Origin of the sequence: Microbacterium candidum (genome assembly GCF_030315975.1) — a bacterium.
GTDB classification, from domain to species: domain Bacteria; phylum Actinomycetota; class Actinomycetes; order Actinomycetales; family Microbacteriaceae; genus Microbacterium; species Microbacterium candidum.
This window is the reverse complement of the sequence record NZ_JASXSZ010000003.1, coordinates 464,866-481,936: the sequence shown is the minus strand read 5'-3', so window position 1 is coordinate 481,936 and position 17,071 is coordinate 464,866. Positions and strand designations below refer to the sequence as shown.

Annotated in this window: 16 protein-coding genes; 14 read left to right on the top strand and 2 right to left on the bottom strand. The window is 69.9% G+C overall.

All coding sequences use genetic code 11. From position 1 onward, the window contains the following. Positions 1 to 48: 48 nt before the first annotated feature. Positions 49 to 1,209, top strand: a complete 1,161-nt coding sequence (locus QSV35_RS11710; protein ID WP_286288930.1) for a hypothetical protein — start codon at positions 49 to 51, stop codon at positions 1,207 to 1,209. Next, positions 1,206 to 2,894, top strand: a complete 1,689-nt coding sequence (locus QSV35_RS11705) for a glycosyltransferase (RefSeq protein ID WP_286288929.1) — start codon at positions 1,206 to 1,208, stop codon at positions 2,892 to 2,894. The genes QSV35_RS11710 and QSV35_RS11705 overlap by 4 nt, the downstream gene beginning before the upstream one ends. Positions 2,895 to 2,919: 25 nt before the next feature. Here QSV35_RS11705 and QSV35_RS11700 read toward each other — a convergent pair whose 3' ends face one another. Both QSV35_RS11700 and QSV35_RS11695 read right to left on the bottom strand, forming a co-directional pair. Further along, on the bottom strand, positions 2,920 to 3,675 hold the full coding sequence (locus QSV35_RS11700; protein WP_286288928.1) for an SGNH/GDSL hydrolase family protein: 756 nt from the start codon (positions 3,673 to 3,675) through the stop codon (positions 2,920 to 2,922). Between the two features lie 48 nt (positions 3,676 to 3,723). Next, positions 3,724 to 4,887, bottom strand: coding sequence for a glutamate--cysteine ligase (locus tag QSV35_RS11695; protein WP_286288927.1), 1,164 nt, complete (start codon positions 4,885 to 4,887; stop codon positions 3,724 to 3,726). Positions 4,888 to 5,005: 118 nt separating this feature from the next. Here QSV35_RS11695 and QSV35_RS11690 point away from each other — a divergent pair, with 118 nt between their 5' ends. The 12 genes from QSV35_RS11690 (at position 5,006) to QSV35_RS11635 (ending at position 17,060) form a co-directional block, all read left to right on the top strand. Next, positions 5,006 to 5,668, top strand: coding sequence for a GntR family transcriptional regulator (locus tag QSV35_RS11690; RefSeq protein ID WP_286288926.1), 663 nt, complete (start codon positions 5,006 to 5,008; stop codon positions 5,666 to 5,668). 136 nt (positions 5,669 to 5,804) lie between these two features. Then, a complete protein-coding gene (locus tag QSV35_RS11685; RefSeq protein ID WP_286288925.1) occupies positions 5,805 to 6,983 on the top strand; it encodes a branched-chain amino acid ABC transporter substrate-binding protein in 1,179 nt (392 codons plus the stop codon). A 76-nt stretch (positions 6,984 to 7,059) separates the two neighbouring features. Then, complete coding sequence (locus QSV35_RS11680; RefSeq protein ID WP_286288924.1) at positions 7,060 to 7,947, top strand: branched-chain amino acid ABC transporter permease; 888 nt, start codon at positions 7,060 to 7,062, stop codon at positions 7,945 to 7,947. A gap of 1 nt (position 7,948) precedes the next feature. Next, positions 7,949 to 9,124, top strand: coding sequence for a branched-chain amino acid ABC transporter permease (locus QSV35_RS11675; protein WP_286288923.1), 1,176 nt, complete (start codon positions 7,949 to 7,951; stop codon positions 9,122 to 9,124). Beyond that, a complete protein-coding gene (locus QSV35_RS11670) occupies positions 9,121 to 10,077 on the top strand; it encodes an ABC transporter ATP-binding protein (protein WP_286288922.1) in 957 nt (318 codons plus the stop codon). Before QSV35_RS11675 ends, QSV35_RS11670 begins: the two co-directional genes overlap by 4 nt. After that, positions 10,074 to 10,784 (top strand): ABC transporter ATP-binding protein, encoded by a 711-nt coding sequence (locus QSV35_RS11665; protein ID WP_286288921.1) that lies wholly within the window; start codon positions 10,074 to 10,076, stop codon positions 10,782 to 10,784. The genes QSV35_RS11670 and QSV35_RS11665 overlap by 4 nt, the downstream gene beginning before the upstream one ends. An 81-nt stretch (positions 10,785 to 10,865) precedes the next feature. Continuing rightward, positions 10,866 to 12,041: an NAD(P)/FAD-dependent oxidoreductase gene (locus QSV35_RS11660; protein ID WP_286288920.1), complete on the top strand. Its 1,176-nt coding sequence runs from the start codon at positions 10,866 to 10,868 to the stop codon at positions 12,039 to 12,041. Continuing rightward, positions 12,038 to 12,280, top strand: a complete 243-nt coding sequence (locus QSV35_RS11655; RefSeq protein WP_286288919.1) for a (2Fe-2S)-binding protein — start codon at positions 12,038 to 12,040, stop codon at positions 12,278 to 12,280. The genes QSV35_RS11660 and QSV35_RS11655 overlap by 4 nt, the downstream gene beginning before the upstream one ends. After that, the gene (locus QSV35_RS11650) at positions 12,277 to 13,650 is read left to right on the top strand and encodes an FAD-dependent oxidoreductase (RefSeq protein ID WP_286288918.1); all 1,374 of its coding nucleotides are present in this window, start codon (positions 12,277 to 12,279) and stop codon (positions 13,648 to 13,650) included. The genes QSV35_RS11655 and QSV35_RS11650 overlap by 4 nt, the downstream gene beginning before the upstream one ends. Next, on the top strand, positions 13,647 to 14,579 hold the full coding sequence (locus QSV35_RS11645) for a dihydrodipicolinate synthase family protein (protein WP_286288917.1): 933 nt from the start codon (positions 13,647 to 13,649) through the stop codon (positions 14,577 to 14,579). Before QSV35_RS11650 ends, QSV35_RS11645 begins: the two co-directional genes overlap by 4 nt. Then, positions 14,579 to 15,580, top strand: coding sequence for a proline racemase family protein (locus QSV35_RS11640; RefSeq protein WP_286288916.1), 1,002 nt, complete (start codon positions 14,579 to 14,581; stop codon positions 15,578 to 15,580). Before QSV35_RS11645 ends, QSV35_RS11640 begins: the two co-directional genes overlap by 1 nt. After that, on the top strand, positions 15,552 to 17,060 hold the full coding sequence (locus QSV35_RS11635; RefSeq protein ID WP_286289107.1) for an aldehyde dehydrogenase (NADP(+)): 1,509 nt from the start codon (positions 15,552 to 15,554) through the stop codon (positions 17,058 to 17,060). Before QSV35_RS11640 ends, QSV35_RS11635 begins: the two co-directional genes overlap by 29 nt. Positions 17,061 to 17,071: the final 11 nt, after the last annotated feature.

Genomic DNA, 17,071 nt, shown 5'->3' with positions numbered 1-17,071 from the left:
GGGTCCGCACAAGCTGTGCGGACCCTTTGATGTTCCAGGGGGTCTGTCATGACGGTGATCGAGGCGTTCGAGCGCGTCGCACCAGCGTTCGTCGAGAGTTCGACCGGCCGGATCGCGAAGTATCCGCGCGCACGGTGGCGACGGTGGATGCTGCGTCTGATCGCGGCGCTTCCGTACATCGCACTGGCGGTCTGGTTCGACATCGCATCGCACCAGACCTGGGCGGGAACCGCGAACGCGGAGCTCGCGGAACGTGTGGGCGGCATCGCGTGGAACGGGTCCGGCATCGGAGTTCTGGCCTCCCTGTACCCGCCGATCTCGAGCATCGTCGCGCTCGTCGTCCCCGGGGGCGCCCTCGGGCTCGGGATCGTGGGCGCGCTGATCGCCGGATTCATGCTCCAGATGGTCATCCAGGCGCTGCAGCGGAAGGATTTCCATCCGGTGGCGCGCATCGTGTTCGCGCTGTCGCTCGCGCTGACGCCGACCTTCGCCTACCTCGTGACGACGAACCTCCAGGCCGCCCTCGGCCTCCTGTTCTTCGGCCTCGGCATGATCGACGTGGTCCGGTTCGTCACCTACGCGAACACGCAGGCCGGCTTCCGCGCCGGCATCCTCTTCGCCTGCTCGGCGTTCAGCGACACGACCGGCCTTCCTGCCGCGGTCGTCGCCGCGGTGGCCGGCGCGCTCATCATCCAGTCGCGGCGCGGGGCACGCCTCGCGAACGCCGTCGTCCTGGTGTTCCCGACGCTCGCTCTCCTCGGGGCGCTGGCCCTCCTCGGCGTCGCGTTCGGAGCGGGGCCCTTCGCCATGGTGCACGGGAACCTGACGTGGGATCCGGTGCGCGCCGCCACGTATGTCGACTCGCTCGGCGGGCTTCGGGGGCTCGTCTACCTCTCGTCGACCCTCATCGTGGTGCTGACCGCCGTGCTGCTGCGGCATGCGCGCGTCGGCCTCGTCGCCGTGCTCCTCACCGCGATGATCGGCCTCGCGTTCATCGTCGGACTCACGCCCCCGGGCTTCGCGGGCAACAACTACGTGATGATGCTGCTGCTGGCCGTGGCGATCGTGCCGACGCCCAAGTCGCGGGTGCAGGCGGTCTTGACGGTGTGCGTATCCCTGGCGCTCTGGACCATCGGGTGGATCAACGCGTTCCAGCAGCCTGCGATCTCCCATTGGATCCACGTGCTGACGAACGGAGGCGCTTCATGACCGTGCTGGTGTCTGACAACGGGCTTCTGGACGCAGCCCTTCGCGAGCGATACGCGCAGGACGGATGGCTGCCTCTGCATCGCGACGGGGACTCCGTGGTCGTCGCATCCTCCGGCGGGACGGACGGGCGGCGCGCGGCGCGGATCGCGGCGGCGGTGGGATCGCCGGTGACGCTGGTGCCGAGGCCGCAGCGCGACATCGTGGCGGCGGTCGCTGCCGCGTTCCCGACCGAGATGGCCGATCAGGCCGCCGACAGTCTGTACGCGGCGAACCCGGCACTGTCGGCGAGGACCGTGCTGTCGCGGGGACAGAAGATCGGGGCCGTCATCGCGACGGTGGCCGTCATCGCCGCGCTCGCGCTGTGGACGCTGCCGACGGTCATGGTCCTCGTGGCGATCGCGAGCGTCGTCTTCCTCGCGAGCACGTTCTTCAAGTTCCAGGTCGCGCTCCGCGGCTCCCGGTACGACCTCGTCGACCGCGTCACGCCCGAGGAGATCGCGTCGCTCCGCGACGAAGAGCTGCCGATGTACACGGTGCTCGTGCCCGTCTTCCGTGAGGCGCGGGTGGTCGGGCGGCTCGTGGAGAACCTCGGTCGCCTGGACTACCCCGCGGACAAGCTCGAAGTGATCATCCTCGTCGAGGAGGAGGACGACGAGACGCGGGATGCCGTCGCCCGGTCGCAGCCCCCGGAGAACTTCATCGTGCTCACGGTGCCGAAGGGAGCCCCGCAGACGAAGCCCCGGGCCTGCAACGCGGGACTGCAGGTCGCGCGCGGCGAGTACCTCGTGATCTACGACGCGGAGGACGCTCCGGAGCCCGATCAGCTCAAGAAGACCGTCATCGCGTTCTCGCGTGCGGATGCGTCGACCGCGGTGATGCAGGCGTCGCTGAACTACTTCAACACGCGCGAGAACGCGCTGACGCGGATGTTCGCGCTCGAGTACAGCTACTGGTTCGACTACATGCTGGCGGGGCTGGATGTCGCGGACCTGCCGATCCCGCTCGGGGGAACGTCCAATCACTTCCGCACCGCGGCCTTGCGCGAGCTCGGCGGGTGGGACCCCTACAACGTGACGGAGGACGCGGATCTGGGAATTCGCGCGAGCGCCCTCGGCTATCGCGTGGGGGTGGTCAACTCCACGACGATGGAGGAGGCCACGAGCAGGATGGGCATCTTCATCGGACAGCGCAGCCGGTGGATCAAGGGCTATATGCAGACCGCGCTGGTGCATGCGCGGCAGCCCAGGAAGCTCATCGGTCAGATCGGATGGCGGCGGTTCTTCTCCTTCGCCCTCCTGATCGGCGGAACTCCCATCACGTTCCTGGGAGTGCTCCCGTTCACGGCGCTCACGATCGCATCCTTCTTCATCCCGTGGGCGGAGTTCGCATCCGCCCTGCCCGCGGTGGTGTTCTGGCTGTGCATCCTGAACTTCCTCATCGGGAACGGGCTGATGGTCTACCTGAACATGATGGGACCGTACAAGCGCGGGACGTTCTGGCTCGTCGGATGGGCGCTGCTGAACCCGGTCTACTGGCTGCTTCATTCGATCGCCTCGTACAAGGCGCTGTGGCAGCTCATGACGAAGCCGCACTACTGGCAGAAAACGGAACACGGCCTGTCGACGTTCGTCGACGCGCGGCCGGAGGCGATCGAGGCGGATACCGCGACTCTGGTCGAGCGCTGACCGGAGGAGGGTCCGGCGGGCGCGCTCAGAACGCGATGCCGACCGCGGCGAGCTGGGTGCGGACGGTCTCGGCGAGCACGCGCTGGCCGTCGGCGGTGGGATGCACGTCGTCGGACTGCATCCATTCGGGGTGTCCCTCGAGGGGCTGGCCGAGGTTGAGGTAGATGGCGTGCTCGGCCGCGGCCGCCCGCTGGATCGCGGTCGACGAAGACGCGACCTCCTCGGGCGGGGATGCCTGTTCGTTCCACACGGTGCTCAGCGCGACGATCGTGGCGCCGGGGACCGCGGTGCGCAGCGTCGCCATGGTGTCGGATGTCGCCTCGTCGATCGCGTCGTCCGATTGGCCCATGTCGTTGCTCGAGGACTCCACGATCACGAGTGTCGGCTGGGCGTGGGCGGCCTGGTCGATGAGCCCTGCGTAGTTCGTGCCGCACGTGCCGACGGCGATGAAGCCGGCACCGCTGCACGCGAGGTTCACGAGCGTGGACGGCGTGCCCGTCGCCAGCAGCTCCGGCCAGCCTTCATCGGTGTCGAGTCCCTGGGCGGCCATGATCGAGTCGCCGATCGTGACCACCACCTGCGGCGTCGACACCGATGCGGGGGCGGGGGTGGCGGTCTCCGAAGGCGTGGGGTCTGCCGAGGCGGTGGTCGTGTGCTTCGGGGACGCCGCGTGACGGGCCGACGGGGATGCCGCGGGCGTGTCGACGGCTCCGCATCCGACGAGCGTCACGGCGACGGCCGCGAGTACGACGGGGATTCGGGTGCGACGGGGGAACGGCATCCCCAGCACCGTACGCCCGGCGACTGGGAGGAGTCTAGGCGGAGCTTCTCAGCGTCCGAAGGCCGCCAGATGCGCGCGCAGCGTCGGGCCGCCGCGGAACTCGCGGATGAGATGCTGGACGACCGCGTGCAGATCGCCGTCCGCGGCATCCGCGACCGCCGTCTGCCGCGCGTAGCTCGCCCCCTGGGACATGATCGTCTGCAGTCCCGCGAACTCGCGGGCGCACTTCAGCTCGACGGCGATGTCGGCGAGGTCGTGCATCGTCTCGACGAGGTGGTCGCACACGGATCGCTCGGTGCCCGCGGCATCCACGATCACCCGCGCGTCGAGGCCGTATCGCGCGGCGCGCCATTTGTTCTCGCGCAGGAACCACGGCTGCAGGGAAGGGAGCTCGCGGCCCTCGTCGAATTCCCGCGAGAAGTGCTCCACCAGCACCTGCGTCAGCGCGGCCACCGCGGCGAGCTCAGGCAGCGTCGACATCCCGTCGCACGCGCGGACCTCGATCGTTCCCCACCGCGGAGCCGGCCGGATGTCCCACCGGACCTCGGTGGAATCCGCCATCACGCCTGTGCGCACCATGTCGTCGAGGTAGCTCTCGTACTCACGCCACGTGTGCAAGGGCCACGGGAGTCCCGCCGTCGGCAGCTGCTGGAACACCAGTGCCCGGTTCGACGCGTACCCCGTGCGCTCGCCCGCCCAGAACGGGCTGGATGCGGACAGCGCCTGCAGATGCGGCAGATAGATCGCGAGCGCGTTGATGATCGGGAACACCTTGCGGACGTCGTCGACGCCGATGTGCACGTGGATGCCCCAGATCATCATGTTGCGACCCCACCACTGGGTCCGCTCGATGAGCCGGTGGTACCGGGTCTTGTCCGTGACCTCCTGGTCGAACCACTGCGCGAACGGGTGGCTCCCGGCGCACAGCAGTTCGACGTCGAGCGGGTCGGTGACGCGCCGGACGGCGGCGATCGCGTCGGCGATGTCATCCACGGCGGTGGCGACCGTGTCGCCGACGCCGCTCGTGACTTCGACCGTGTTCGTGAGGAGCTCGCCGGTCACGTTGTAGCGCTCGTGCGCGGTCTCCTCGGCGAGCGCGGCGAGCACCTGCGGCGCGCGGGGGACCAGGGCGCCCGTCGCCTCATCGGCGAGCATGAGCTCCCATTCGATCCCCACCGTCGAGCGGGCGGATGTCGCGAACGGCACCGTCATGCGGCTCATCCTGGCACGCGCAGGCGACGCGGGATGGGACGATCTCCTCAGATGACGCCCGCAGGAGAGGGTGCCACTTACTATGTGACGTATGACACGTTCCACGGGGAGGGGCGTCATGAGCGGAACCATGCGGCTGCCGGAAGTGCAGAGCCTTCGCGAGCAGGTCGAGAAGACCCTCGCATCGCGCATCGTGACGGGGGAGTTCGGGCCGGGCATGGTGCTCACGGTTCCGACGCTCGCTGCGGATTTCGGCGTGAGCGCGACCCCGGTCCGGGAGGCGATGCTCAACCTCGCGCGGCGCGGTTTCCTGGCGCCCATCCGCAATCGCGGCTTCCGGGTGACCGATGTCTCGGTGGACGAGCTCCGCGAGCTCGGGGAGGTCAGGCGGCTGCTGGAGGCACCCCCGATGCGCACGCTCGCCGGGGCCCTCCCGCAGACTCTTGTCACGCGGCTGCGCGCCCTGGCGGATCAGATCGTGGAGAGCGCCCGGGACGGGCGGTTCGAGGACTACCTCGCCGCCGACACCGACTTCCACCTCGAACTGCTCGAGCAGGCCGGCAACAAGCGCCTCGTGGCGGTCGTGCGAGAACTCCGCCAGCAGACGCGCCTCGTCGGGCTCGTGAACCTCGCGGAGTCCGACGAGCTCGTCGCATCCTCGCTCGAGCACGGGGCGCTCGTCGACCTGCTGGTCGCGGGCGACGGCGCGGGCGCCGAAGAGCTCATGAGTCGTCACATCGGCCACGTCGCGGGCCTGTGGAGCGGCCGCGACGAGGACTGACCCTCCCCTCGCGAGCGGATTCGCGGCCGGAAGGTCACGGTCTGCTCACGACGCCTTGCGTCCTGCTGCGTGATATGTAATATGTCACACAGCGCCGCTCCCGGCGATGCAACGAGGCAGAAAGGGAACTCTCCCGATGAACGGATCCCGGCGCCGTGTGCGCCTGATGCAGATCGCCGCCGCAGTGGCGCTCGTCCTGACCACGGCCGGCTGCTCCGGCGGGCTCGCGGGCGGAGGGGCGACGGCGAGTTCGTCCGGCCCCATCAAGATGGGCATGCTCGCGCCGTTCTCCGGCAGCGAGTCGGCGTTCGGCGATTACATGAAGTACGGCGCGCAGCTCGCGATCAACGAGATCAACGACAAGGGCGGCATCGACGGTCGCAAGGTCGAGCTCGTCGTCGAGGACGACGCGTGCGACGCGACGACGGCGGTCGCCGCCGCGAACAAGCTCGTCACCGAGGGCGTCGACATCTCGGTCGGCGGCTACTGCTCAGGTGCGACGCTCCCGACGATGCCGATCTTCAACTCGGCGAAGATCCCGATGATCATCCCCGCCGCGAACTCGAACAAGCTCGTCGAGGCGAACATGCCCGGCGCCTTCCTCATCAATGGCACGGGCACGCAGCAGGCCGAGTCGGCGCTCAAGTACGCGCAGAAGATCGGCGCGAAGACCGTGGCGACGATCGACGACGCGACGGCGTACGCCGCAGACCTCGCGAGCTCGTTCCGCTCGCAGGCCGAAAAGGCGGGCGAGACGGTCGCGTTCAAGGCGACGATCACGCCGGGCGAGCACGACTACTCCTCGGTCGCCACGCAGCTCGCGAGCGCGAAGCCCGACATGGTCTACTGGACCGGCTACTACCAGGAGGGCGGCCTGATCGCCCGTCAGGCGAAGGATGCCGGCTACACGGGCGTCTTCATGGTGGGCGACGGATCCGTCGACGCGAAGTTCGCCGAGATCGCGGGCAAGGGCTACACCGACAACGTCGTGGGCACGTTCACGCAGACGCCGGACATGCTGAAGGGCGCCGACGCCTGGCTCGCCTCGTACAAGAAGGTCGCGGGCGCCGAGCCCGGGCCGTACTCGACGCAGTCGTACGACGCCGTGCGCGTCGCCGCGCAGGGCATCAAGGATGCCGGCTCGACCGACTTCACGAAGGTCGTCGCCGCTCTCACGGCGCTGAAGGACTTCAAGACCTTTGCCGGCCCGCTCACCTTCACACCGGAGCGCACGCCGTCCGCCGGCGGCTTCGTGATCGTGAAGATCGACCCGGCCACCGGCAAGTTCGTCCTCAAGGACGACCTGCAGGGCTGATTCCCGAACGGGCGGGGGCGGATGCATCCACCCCCGCCCGCTGTCCGCCCACTCGAACGGAAGGGAGTCCGCCGTCATGATGCAGCTCATCTGGAACGGCCTGATCGTCGGCTCGTTCTACGCCCTCGTCGCACTCGGCTACAGCATGGTCTACGGGATCATCAAGCTGCTGAACTTCGCCCACGGCGACATCTACATGCTCGGCGCGTTCGTCGGGTTCTTCGTCCTCAACTCTTTCGGGATCTCGAGCGCCTCGATCCCGATGCTGCTGATCGTGCTCCTCCTGTCGATGGTGACGACGGGGCTCATCGGCGTCGGCATCGAGCGGATCGCGTACCGCCCGCTGCGCAAGAGCCCGCGTCTCGCCGTCCTCATCACCGCGATCGGCGTCTCGTTCACGCTGGAGTACGGCATCCGCATGATCTTCGGGCCGAACCCGGAGGCGTTCCCCATCCGTCTGGAGTCGACCGGATTCGACTTCCTCGGCATGCGGATCACGGTCTCGCAGATCATCCTGATCGCGATCTCGGCCGTGCTGATGTTCGTCCTGGCCCACATCGTGGAGCGCACGCGCGAAGGCCGCGCGATGCGTGCGATCGCGCTGGACCCCGTGGGTGCTCAGCTCATGGGAATCAACGTCAACCGCGTGATCGCCACGGTCTTCTTCATCGGGTCGGCCCTCGCTGGCGCCGCGGGCGTGATGGCCGGCGCATACTACGGCTCGATCGACTTCCTCATGGGCTTCGTCATCGGCCTCAAGGCCTTCACCGCCGCCGTCATCGGCGGCATCGGCAACCTGTACGGGGCGATGCTCGGCGGGATCGTGCTCGGGATGCTGGAGTCCTTCGGCTCCGCCTGGTTCGGCGGCGAGTGGCGCGACGTCTTCTCGTTCGCGTTCCTCATCCTGTTCCTGACCTTCAAGCCCACGGGCCTGCTCGGCGCCCGCGTCGTGGAGAGGATGTGACATGGCACGCGACCTCGCTCTCGCGCTGAAGAACGTGCCCCTGCGGGCACCCGCCCCGCTCTTCGAGCGGACCCGGCCGCCGCGCGGCATCCTGAATTCGCAGATCGGATTCATGCGTGCGCTCGGCGCGCTCGCGTGCGTGTTCGTCGTGGTGCTGCCGTTCATCGACGCCTCGCGCTACACGATGTCCATCGCGACGAGCGCGCTCATCTACGTCATGCTCAGCATGGGCCTGAACGTGGTCGTCGGCTACGCGGGGCTCCTCGACCTCGGCTACATCGCGTTCTTCGCCGTCGGCGCCTACATCTCCGGCATCCTCACGACGACCCTCGGGTGGCCGATGTGGGCGGCCCTGCCGGCGACGATCCTCGCCTGCATGCTCGCGGGCATCATCATCGGCGCGCCGACGCTGCGGCTGCGCAGCGACTACCTGGCGATCGTGACGCTCGGGTTCGGGGAGATCATCCGCATCACGGCGAACAACCTCGACGTCACGGGCGGTCCCTCCGGCATCCACGGCATCCCGACCTGGACGTTCGGCGGCTGGAGCTTCGACGACGGCTTCACCCTCGGCGGCATCCAGTTCCCGCCGTACGTCGTCTTCTACTACTTCGTCGCGCTCATCGTCGTCACGGTCGGTGTCATCGGCGCGGGACGCCTGGCGAAGGGCAAGATGGGCCGCGCGTGGAAGGCCGTCCGCGACGACGAGGATGCGGCGGAGGCGATGGGCATCAACACCTACATCGCCAAGATCTCCGCGTACGTCATCGGGGCCGTCTGGGCGGGTCTTGCCGGTCAGCTCATGGCGACGCACCTGTCGGCGATCAGCCCGAACAGCTTCCAGTTCCTGTACTCGGTGCTGATCCTGATGGCGGTCGTGCTCGGCGGCATGGGCTCGACTCCCGGCGTCATCATCGGTGCGCTGTTCGTGTCGCTGACGCCGGAGCTGCTGCGCGACTTCGCCGAGTGGCGGTACCTCATCTTCGGCATCATGCTCATCATCGTCATGCTGTTCCGCCCGGCGGGGCTCTGGCCCGCGACGGCAGTGCTTCCGTGGCTCAAGAAGAAGGGCCGGGCTGAGGCGCCCGACTTCATGGAGGAGCCGGCGGAGCCGAGCGTCATGGAGTCTGCATCCGGTCTCCCCGCCGAGATGGCCGAAGAAGGAGAAGGACGATGACCGCGCTTCTCGAGGTCCGCGACCTGCGCCTGCAGTTCGGCGGCGTGAAGGCCGTCGACGGGCTGAGCTTCGACGTGCGCGAAGGCGAGATCCTCGCCGTCATCGGCCCGAACGGGGCCGGCAAGACGAGCGCGTTCAACTGCATCTCGGGGTTCTACCTTCCGACGTCGGGCTCGGTCGTCTTCCGCGGCCGGGACATCGTGCGCGAGGTGCCGGGCATCTGGCACCGCCTGCGGCTCGTGAACCTGCTGCAGAGCTTCGGGTTCTATCGCGTGCTGCCCTCGCGGGTGACGAAGTGGGGAATGGCCCGGACGTTCCAGAACCTGCGCCTGTTCCGCGAGCTGAGCGTCCTCGACAACGTCAAGACCGCGATGCACGCGAATCTCCGCGAGGGCTTCTGGTCGACGCTGCTGCACCTGCCGCGCTACCGGCGTGCGGAGGAGGCGTGCGCGCAGGAGGCGCGCGGATGGCTCGATTTCGTCGGCTTCACGGAGGACGAGGACCTCTACGTGACGCAGCTCCCGTATGGCGAGCAGCGCCGCGTCGAGATCGCCCGCGCGCTCGCCACGAGCCCCCGGCTGATCCTCCTCGACGAGCCGGCGGCGGGCCTGAACTTCAACGAGAAGCAGGCCCTCGCCGACCTCATCCGGAAGATCCGCGACATGGGGGTCGCCGTCGTGCTCATCGAGCACGACATGGGGCTCATCATGCAGCTCGCCGAGCGCATCGTCGTGCTCAACTACGGCAAGGAGATCGCCGACGGCACGCCCGACGAGATCAAGCACGACCCGATCGTCATCGAGGCGTACCTCGGCGTCGACGAGGAGGCGATCGACGACACGAAGCTGAAGACGGGCACCGTCTCCGCGGACATGATCGCCGAGGCGCTGGGGGGAGATCCGCGCAAGAAGAAGCGCGGCACGTCCGACGGAGGAACGGGGGAGAACCGATGACCACGCTCGAGGTGCGCGACGTCGACGTCTACTACGGGCGGGTGCACGCCCTCCGCGGGCTGAGCTTCACGGTCGAGGAGGGCGAGATCGTGTGTCTGCTCGGCAACAACGGCGCGGGCAAGTCCACGACCATGAACCTCCTCTCCGGGCTCGTGCGGCCGAAGGCCGGGTCGGTGCTCTGGGACGGGATGGATCTCGCCGCGGCGTCGCCCTGGAACATCGTGTCGGCAGGCCTCATCCATGTTCCGGAAGGCCGCCGGATCTTCTCGACGATGACCGTCCATGAGAATCTCCTCCTCGGCGGCTACACCGTCGGCGATCAGAAGAAGGTGGCCGAGCGGCTCGACCAGGTGTACAGCCTGATGCCGCGGCTCGCCGAGCGGCGCAAGCAGCAGGGCGGCACCCTGTCCGGCGGCGAGCAGCAGATGGTCGCCATCGGCCGCGCCCTCATCGGCGGACCGAAGCTCCTGCTGCTCGACGAGCCGTCGATGGGTCTCGCACCTCTCGTCGTGCGTCAGGTGATGGACATCGTCGCGGCCGTCAACGCGCAGGGGACGACCGTGCTCCTGGTCGAGCAGAACGCGAGGGCAGCGCTGAAGATCGCGCATCGCGCGTACGTCGTCGAGACCGGAGCGACCACGGTGTCGGGACCTGCGGCCGACCTCGCCAGCGACCCGCGCGTGATCGAGGCCTACCTCGGCGGCTGAGAGGATGCGGCGCGCCCGGCGCGTCGCATGCTCGCAGCAGGTAATATGTCACACACCACCACGATGCGAGAGGATTCCGGCATGCGGGTCATGGTGATCGGTGCAGGCGCGATCGGCGCGGCGTGCGCACTCGCGCTCGTCGAGGCCGGCGCGGACGTGGTCGTCGTCGACCGCGCCGGCGTCGCGGCGGAGACCTCCAGCCGCTGCGAGGGCAACATCCTCGTATCGGACAAGGCGCCGGGACCTGAGGCCGACCTCGCCATCCTCGCCCACACGGCATGGCGCGAGCTTGCGGACCGGCTCGACGCCGACCGTGCGCCGGGACAGCCGGCCACGGAGTTCGAGGCGAAGGGCGGCGTCGTCGTCGCATTCGACGGCGGAGCAGAGGCCCTCGAGGCGTTCGCCGGGGCGCAGCGGGGGATCGGCATCCGTGCGGAGGCGCTGGATGCGGCGCAGCTGCGCGAGCTCGAACCGCACCTCAGCCCGGCGGTGGCGCGCGGCATCCACTATCCGGACGATGCCCAGGTGCAGCCGAGTCTTGCGACGCAGGCCATGCTGGCCCGCGCGCGACGCTTCGGCGCGCGACTCCTGCTCACGGAGGTCACCGGCGCGCAGATCGGCAGCGGACGGATCGTCGCCGTCGACACCGCCGAGGGGCGCATCGGCGTCGACGCGGTCGTCAACTGCGCGGGCCCCTGGGCCGGCGAGGTCGCGGTGCGCCTCGGATCGCGGCTCGACATCCGACCGCGCCGCGGGATGATCCTCGTGACGACGCCGATGCCGCAGCGCGTGTTCCACAAGGTCTACGACGGCGACTACGTCGGCGCCGTGTCGAGCGGGGATGCGGCCCTCCAGACGTCGACCGTCGTCGAATCGACGGACGCGGGCACCGTGCTCATCGGCTCGAGTCGGGAGCGCGTCGGTTTCTCCGCATCCGCCGCTCTTCCGCCGCTCGCCGAGATCGCCGCGAAGGCGACGAAGCTCTTCCCCTTCCTCGCCGACACCATGCTCCTCCGGACGTACTTCGGGTTCCGTCCGTACGCACCCGACCACCTGCCCGCGATCGGCGCGGACGGTGAGGTCGCCGGTCTCTTCCACGCCGCCGGCCACGAGGGCGCGGGCATCGGACTCGCGCCGACCACCGGCGCGCTCATCGCGCACGCGGTTCTCGGCGCCGAACTGCCGCTGTTCGGCGGGAAGCCGTTCGATGCGACGCCGTTCCTCCCGACGCGCGAGAGCCTGAGGGCCGCGGCATGAGCGTCGGGATCCGCTTCGACGGCGACTCGATCGACGGGCGCGACGGGCAGACGATCGCGGGCGTCCTGCTCGGCGCCGGCATCCGCAGCTGGCGGACGGCCGGCGGCGCGGAACGCGGGGTGTTCTGCGGCATCGGCGTCTGCCAGGACTGCGTCGTCACCGTCAACGGCGTCGAGGGCGTGCGCGCGTGCCAGCGGCCGGCCGTGGACGGCGACATCGTCGAGAGGGAGGCGCGATGACCAGGGTCGCAGTCATTGGCGCCGGCCCCGCAGGGCTGGCGGCCGCGCAGAGCGCGCTCGCCGCCGGGGCGGACGTCGTCCTCCTGGACGAGGGCGAGCGGGTCGGTGGCCAGTTCTGGCGACACTCCGACCTCACCGACCGCAGGATGCAGCACCAGTGGGCGCGGTTCGAGCGGCTGCGCGATCTCGTCGAGCACGACGAGCGCGTGACCCTGCACCGGAGCACGAGTGTGTGGCGCATCGAGACCGAGGGCGGCATCCGCGTCCACGCGCTCGTCGGACCCGTGGACGGCACCGCCCGCACCGGGCTCACGATCGAGGCGGATGCCCTCGTCATCGCCACCGGGGCGCACGACCGCGCCCTGCCCGTCCCGGGCTGGACGCTTCCCGGAGTGGTCACCGCCGGTGCTGCGCAGGCGATCGCGAAGCGGGATGGCATCCCCATCGGGCGCTGTACTGTCGTCGCGGGGGCCGGCCCTTTCCTTCTCCCGGTGGCCGCGAGTCTCAGCATCGCCGGAGGAGAGGTCGTCGAGGTCGTCGAGGCGACCGGCTTCAGGGCGATCGTGAGAGGGTGGGGCCGCTCGCCGTGGCAGCTGGCGGGCAGCGCCAGCGCGAAGGTGCCCGAGCTCGCCGAGTACGCGCGCAGCCTCGTGAAGAGCCGGACGCCGTATCGCCTCGGCAGTGCCGTCACCCGCATCCACGGGGACGACCGCGTCGAAGCCGTCGCGATCCAGCGCGTGGCCGCCGACTGGCGTCCGATCCCCGGCACCGAGCGCATCGTCGAGTGCGACGCCGTCGCGCTCGGCCACGGGTTCACACCACGACTGGAGGCGGCGATCCAGGCCGGATGCGCGATCGGTTCCGACCGCTTCGTCGCGGTGGACGACGTGCAGGCCACGACGGTCGATGCCGTGTACGCGGCGGGGGAGATCACCGGGATCGCGGGCGCCGACGCGGCCCTCGCCGAGGGGGCTGTCGCCGGCTTCGCCGCCGCCGGGGGAGACCTCGCCGACGACCGCATGCGTGGCGCCCTCGCCGCCCGCCGCCGCATGCGACTGTTCGCGGAGCGGCTGCGGACCCACGACGTCCGCCCCGGCTGGACCGCCTGGCTCGACGACGAGACGATCGTCTGCCGCTGCGAGTCGGTCACACGCGCCCGCATCGTCGAATACGCCGGCACCTCGAGCCGCGGCATGCGGCTCGCCACGCGCGCCGGCCTCGGCGCCTGCCAGGGGCGCACCTGCGGGCGGACCGTCGAGGAGCTGACCGGCACGCCGATCGGCTACGACGCGCGGCCCGTGCTCGGCTCGGTCCGCATCGGCGAACTCGCCGCCATCAGCAGCACTCACCAACACAAGGAGCAGAAATGACCACCCAGACCATGGACCTCGGCGGTGTCGTCGTCGCCACCACCCTCGCCTTCAAGGAGGACGCCTCGGCGCCCGCCGGCCTCGCGGTGGACTACGACAAGTTCGCCCAGCACGTCGACTTCCTGATGAGCAACGGATGCCGCGGCGTCGGCCCGAACGGATCGCTCGGCGAGTACTCGTCCCTCACCGACGAGGAGCGCCGCAAGGTCATCCAGGTCGCCGTCGAAGCCGTCGACGGCCGCGGCATCGTGATCGCGGGCGCCCACGGCGTGGGCAGCCACCAGGCGCGAAAGTGGGCCGAGCTCGCCCGCGAGGACGGCGCCGACGGCGTCCTGCTGCTCCCGCCGACGATCTACCGCGCCAACGAGGGCGAGGTCATCGCGCACTACGAGGAGGTCGCGAAGGCGGGCCTGCCGATCATGGCGTACAACAACCCGTTCGACACGAAGGTCGACCTCGTCCCGTCGCTCGTCGCGAAGATCGCCGAGATCCCGGAGGTCGTCGCGATCAAGGAGTTCTCCGGCGACGTGCGGCGCGTGTTCGAGATCAAGGAGCTGTGCGACATCGACATCATCGCCGGTGCCGACGACGTGCTCTTCGAGCTGATGGTCAACGGTGCGGTCGGCTGGTTCGCCGGGTACCCGAACGCGTTCCCGCGTGAGGCCGTCGAGCTCTACAACCTGTGCGTCGAGGGCAAGTGGCTCGAGGCCCGCGACCTGTACACGCAGCTCGTGACGGTCTTCCGGTGGGACTCGCGCACCGAGTTCGTCCAGGCCATCAAGCTCTCGATGGACATCTGCGGCAACTCCTACGGCGGTCCGACCCGTCCGCCGCGCGGCCCGCTCAGCGCCGAGCAGCGCGCCCAGGTCACGGCCGACACCGAACGGGCGCTCGCCGCGCTCGCCGCTCGTTCCGCGGCGGTCGCCTGATGCGCGCTCGTCGCGTTCTCCAAGCGGTCGACTCCCACACCGAGGGGATGCCGACCCGCGTCGTCACCGGCGGGGTCGGCCGCATCCCGGGCGCGACGATGAACGACCGGCGCCTGTACGCGATGGAGCATCTCGACGACCTGCGCGGGTTCCTCATGAACGAGCCGCGCGGGCACGCCTCCATGTCGGGGGCGCTCCTCCAGCCACCCGCCCGTGATGATGCGGACTGGGGTGTCGTCTTCATCGAGGCGTCCGGGTTCCTGCCGATGTGCGGGCACGGCACGATCGGCGTCGCGACAGTGCTCGTCGAGACGGGGATGGTCGAGGTCACGGAGCCCGTCACCGAGATCCGGCTCGACGTGCCTGCGGGCCTCGTCATCGCGCGCGTCACCGTCGAGGACGGCAAGGCGAAGAGCGTCACGATCGAGAACGTGCCGAGCTTCGTCGAGCGCCTCGATGAGCGCATCGACGTGCCGGGCTACGGCGAGATCTCGTACTCGGTCGCCTTCGGGGGCAACTTCTACGCGCTCGTCGACCTCGACGCGGTCGGGCTGCCGTTCGACCGCGCGCGACAGGACGACATCGTCCAGGCCGGGCTCGCGATCATGGACGCGATCAACACGCAGCGTCCGCCTCGCCATCCCGAGATCGACGGCGCGAACCACGTGCACCACGTCGAGTTCATCGCACCGGGTTCGGATGCGGTGCGCTCCCGCCACGCGATGGCGATCCACCCCGGTTGGTTCGACCGTTCGCCGTGCGGCACCGGAACGAGCGCGCGGATGGCGGAGCTCTACGCGCGGGGGGAACTCGCTCTCGAGACGCCCTTTGTGAACGAGTCGTTCATCGGGACCGAGTTCACCGGGCGACTGCTCCGGGAGACGACGGTCGGCGACATCGCCGCCGTCGTCCCGACCATCACCGGCCGGGCCTGGATCACCGGGCTCGGCCAATACATGCTGGACGAGGACGATCCGTTCCCCGCCGGCTTCGTGTTCTGAACCCCGGAAGGATCCCATGGACATCGAACAGGTCGTCGCCCGTGCCGCCGCCGCATCCCGTCCGTTCGCGCAGACCGCTCCGCGCGAGCGCGCTGCCGCTCTGGTCGCCGCGGCGGACGCGCTCGATGCGAACGCCGGCGAGCTCATCGACATCGCGATGCGTGAGACGGGGCTCGGGGAGCCCCGACTCGTCGGCGAGCTCCGGCGCACCTCGAATCAGCTCCGCCTGTTCGCGGAGGTGATCGTCGACGGCGCCTACCTGGATGCGCGCATCGACGACGCCGATCCGGACTACGTGATCGGGCCGCGCCCCGACGTGCGCCGCGTGCTGCAGCCGGTCGGGCCGGTGCTGAACTTCGCGGCGTCGAACTTCCCGTTCGCGTTCTCTGTCGCCGGCGGCGATTCGGCGGCCGCGCTCGCCGCCGGCTGCCCGGTCATCGTGAAGGCGCATTCCGGCCACCCGGAGCTGTCCGCGCGGACGGCGGGGATCGTGGCCGGTGCGCTGGCCGGCGCGGGCCTGCCGGACGGCGTGTTCCAGCTGATCAGCGGGCAGGCGCACGGGGTCGAGGCGCTGCGGGACGACCGCATCCGCGCCGCCGCGTTCACCGGCTCCACGCACATCGGGACGATGCTCGCCCGCATCGCCGCGGAGCGTCCGCGCCCCATCCCGTTCTACGGCGAGCTCGGCAGCGTCAACCCCGTGTACGTCACGGCGGGCGCCGCCGCAAGGGAGCAGGACCTTGCGGCGGGCTTCCTCGGCTCGGTCACCGGGTCCGCCGGGCAGCTGTGCACGAAGCCCGGGTTCCTGTTCGTCCCGGCGGGAACCGAGCTCGACCTCGAGGCGGCGGCGGCCGTCGCGGAGCATCGCCTGCTCACCCCCGGCATCGGCGACGCGTTCGCGCGCCGGCGCGACGAGGTGTCCGAGACGGACGGGGTCACGGTCCTGTCACAGGGCACGGTGCGGGTCGACGACGCGGGGCACGCCAACGTCACCCCGGTCATCGCGCGCACCGACCTCGCCACCCTGCTCGCCGAGCGGGACCGGCTCCTCGAGGAGTCGTTCGGCCCGCTCGCCATCGTGGTGGAGTATCCGGATGCGGCGGCTCTGCCCGCCATCCACCGCGAGCTGTTCCCCGGCAACCTGACCTCGACGGTCCACGCGGCGGCGGGAGACGACATCGACGCGCTCGTCGAGGCGCTCGCCGAGACGAGCGGGCGCGTTCTGTTCGGCGGCTGGCCCACGGGGGTGTCTGTCACGAGCGCGATGCAGCACGGCGGACCGTTCCCGGCGACGACGACGGATGCCACGAGCGTCGGCACCGCGGCCATCACGCGATTCCTGCGCGGCGTCGCCTACCAGGGCGCACCGCAGGAACTCCTCCCGCCGCCGCTGCGCGACGACAACCCGTGGGGCGTCCCGCAGCGCCGCAGCCCCGCCGGTCTCTCCCAGAAGTGGGGAGCCCTCACCGGGGCGCACTGACCGCGACGAGG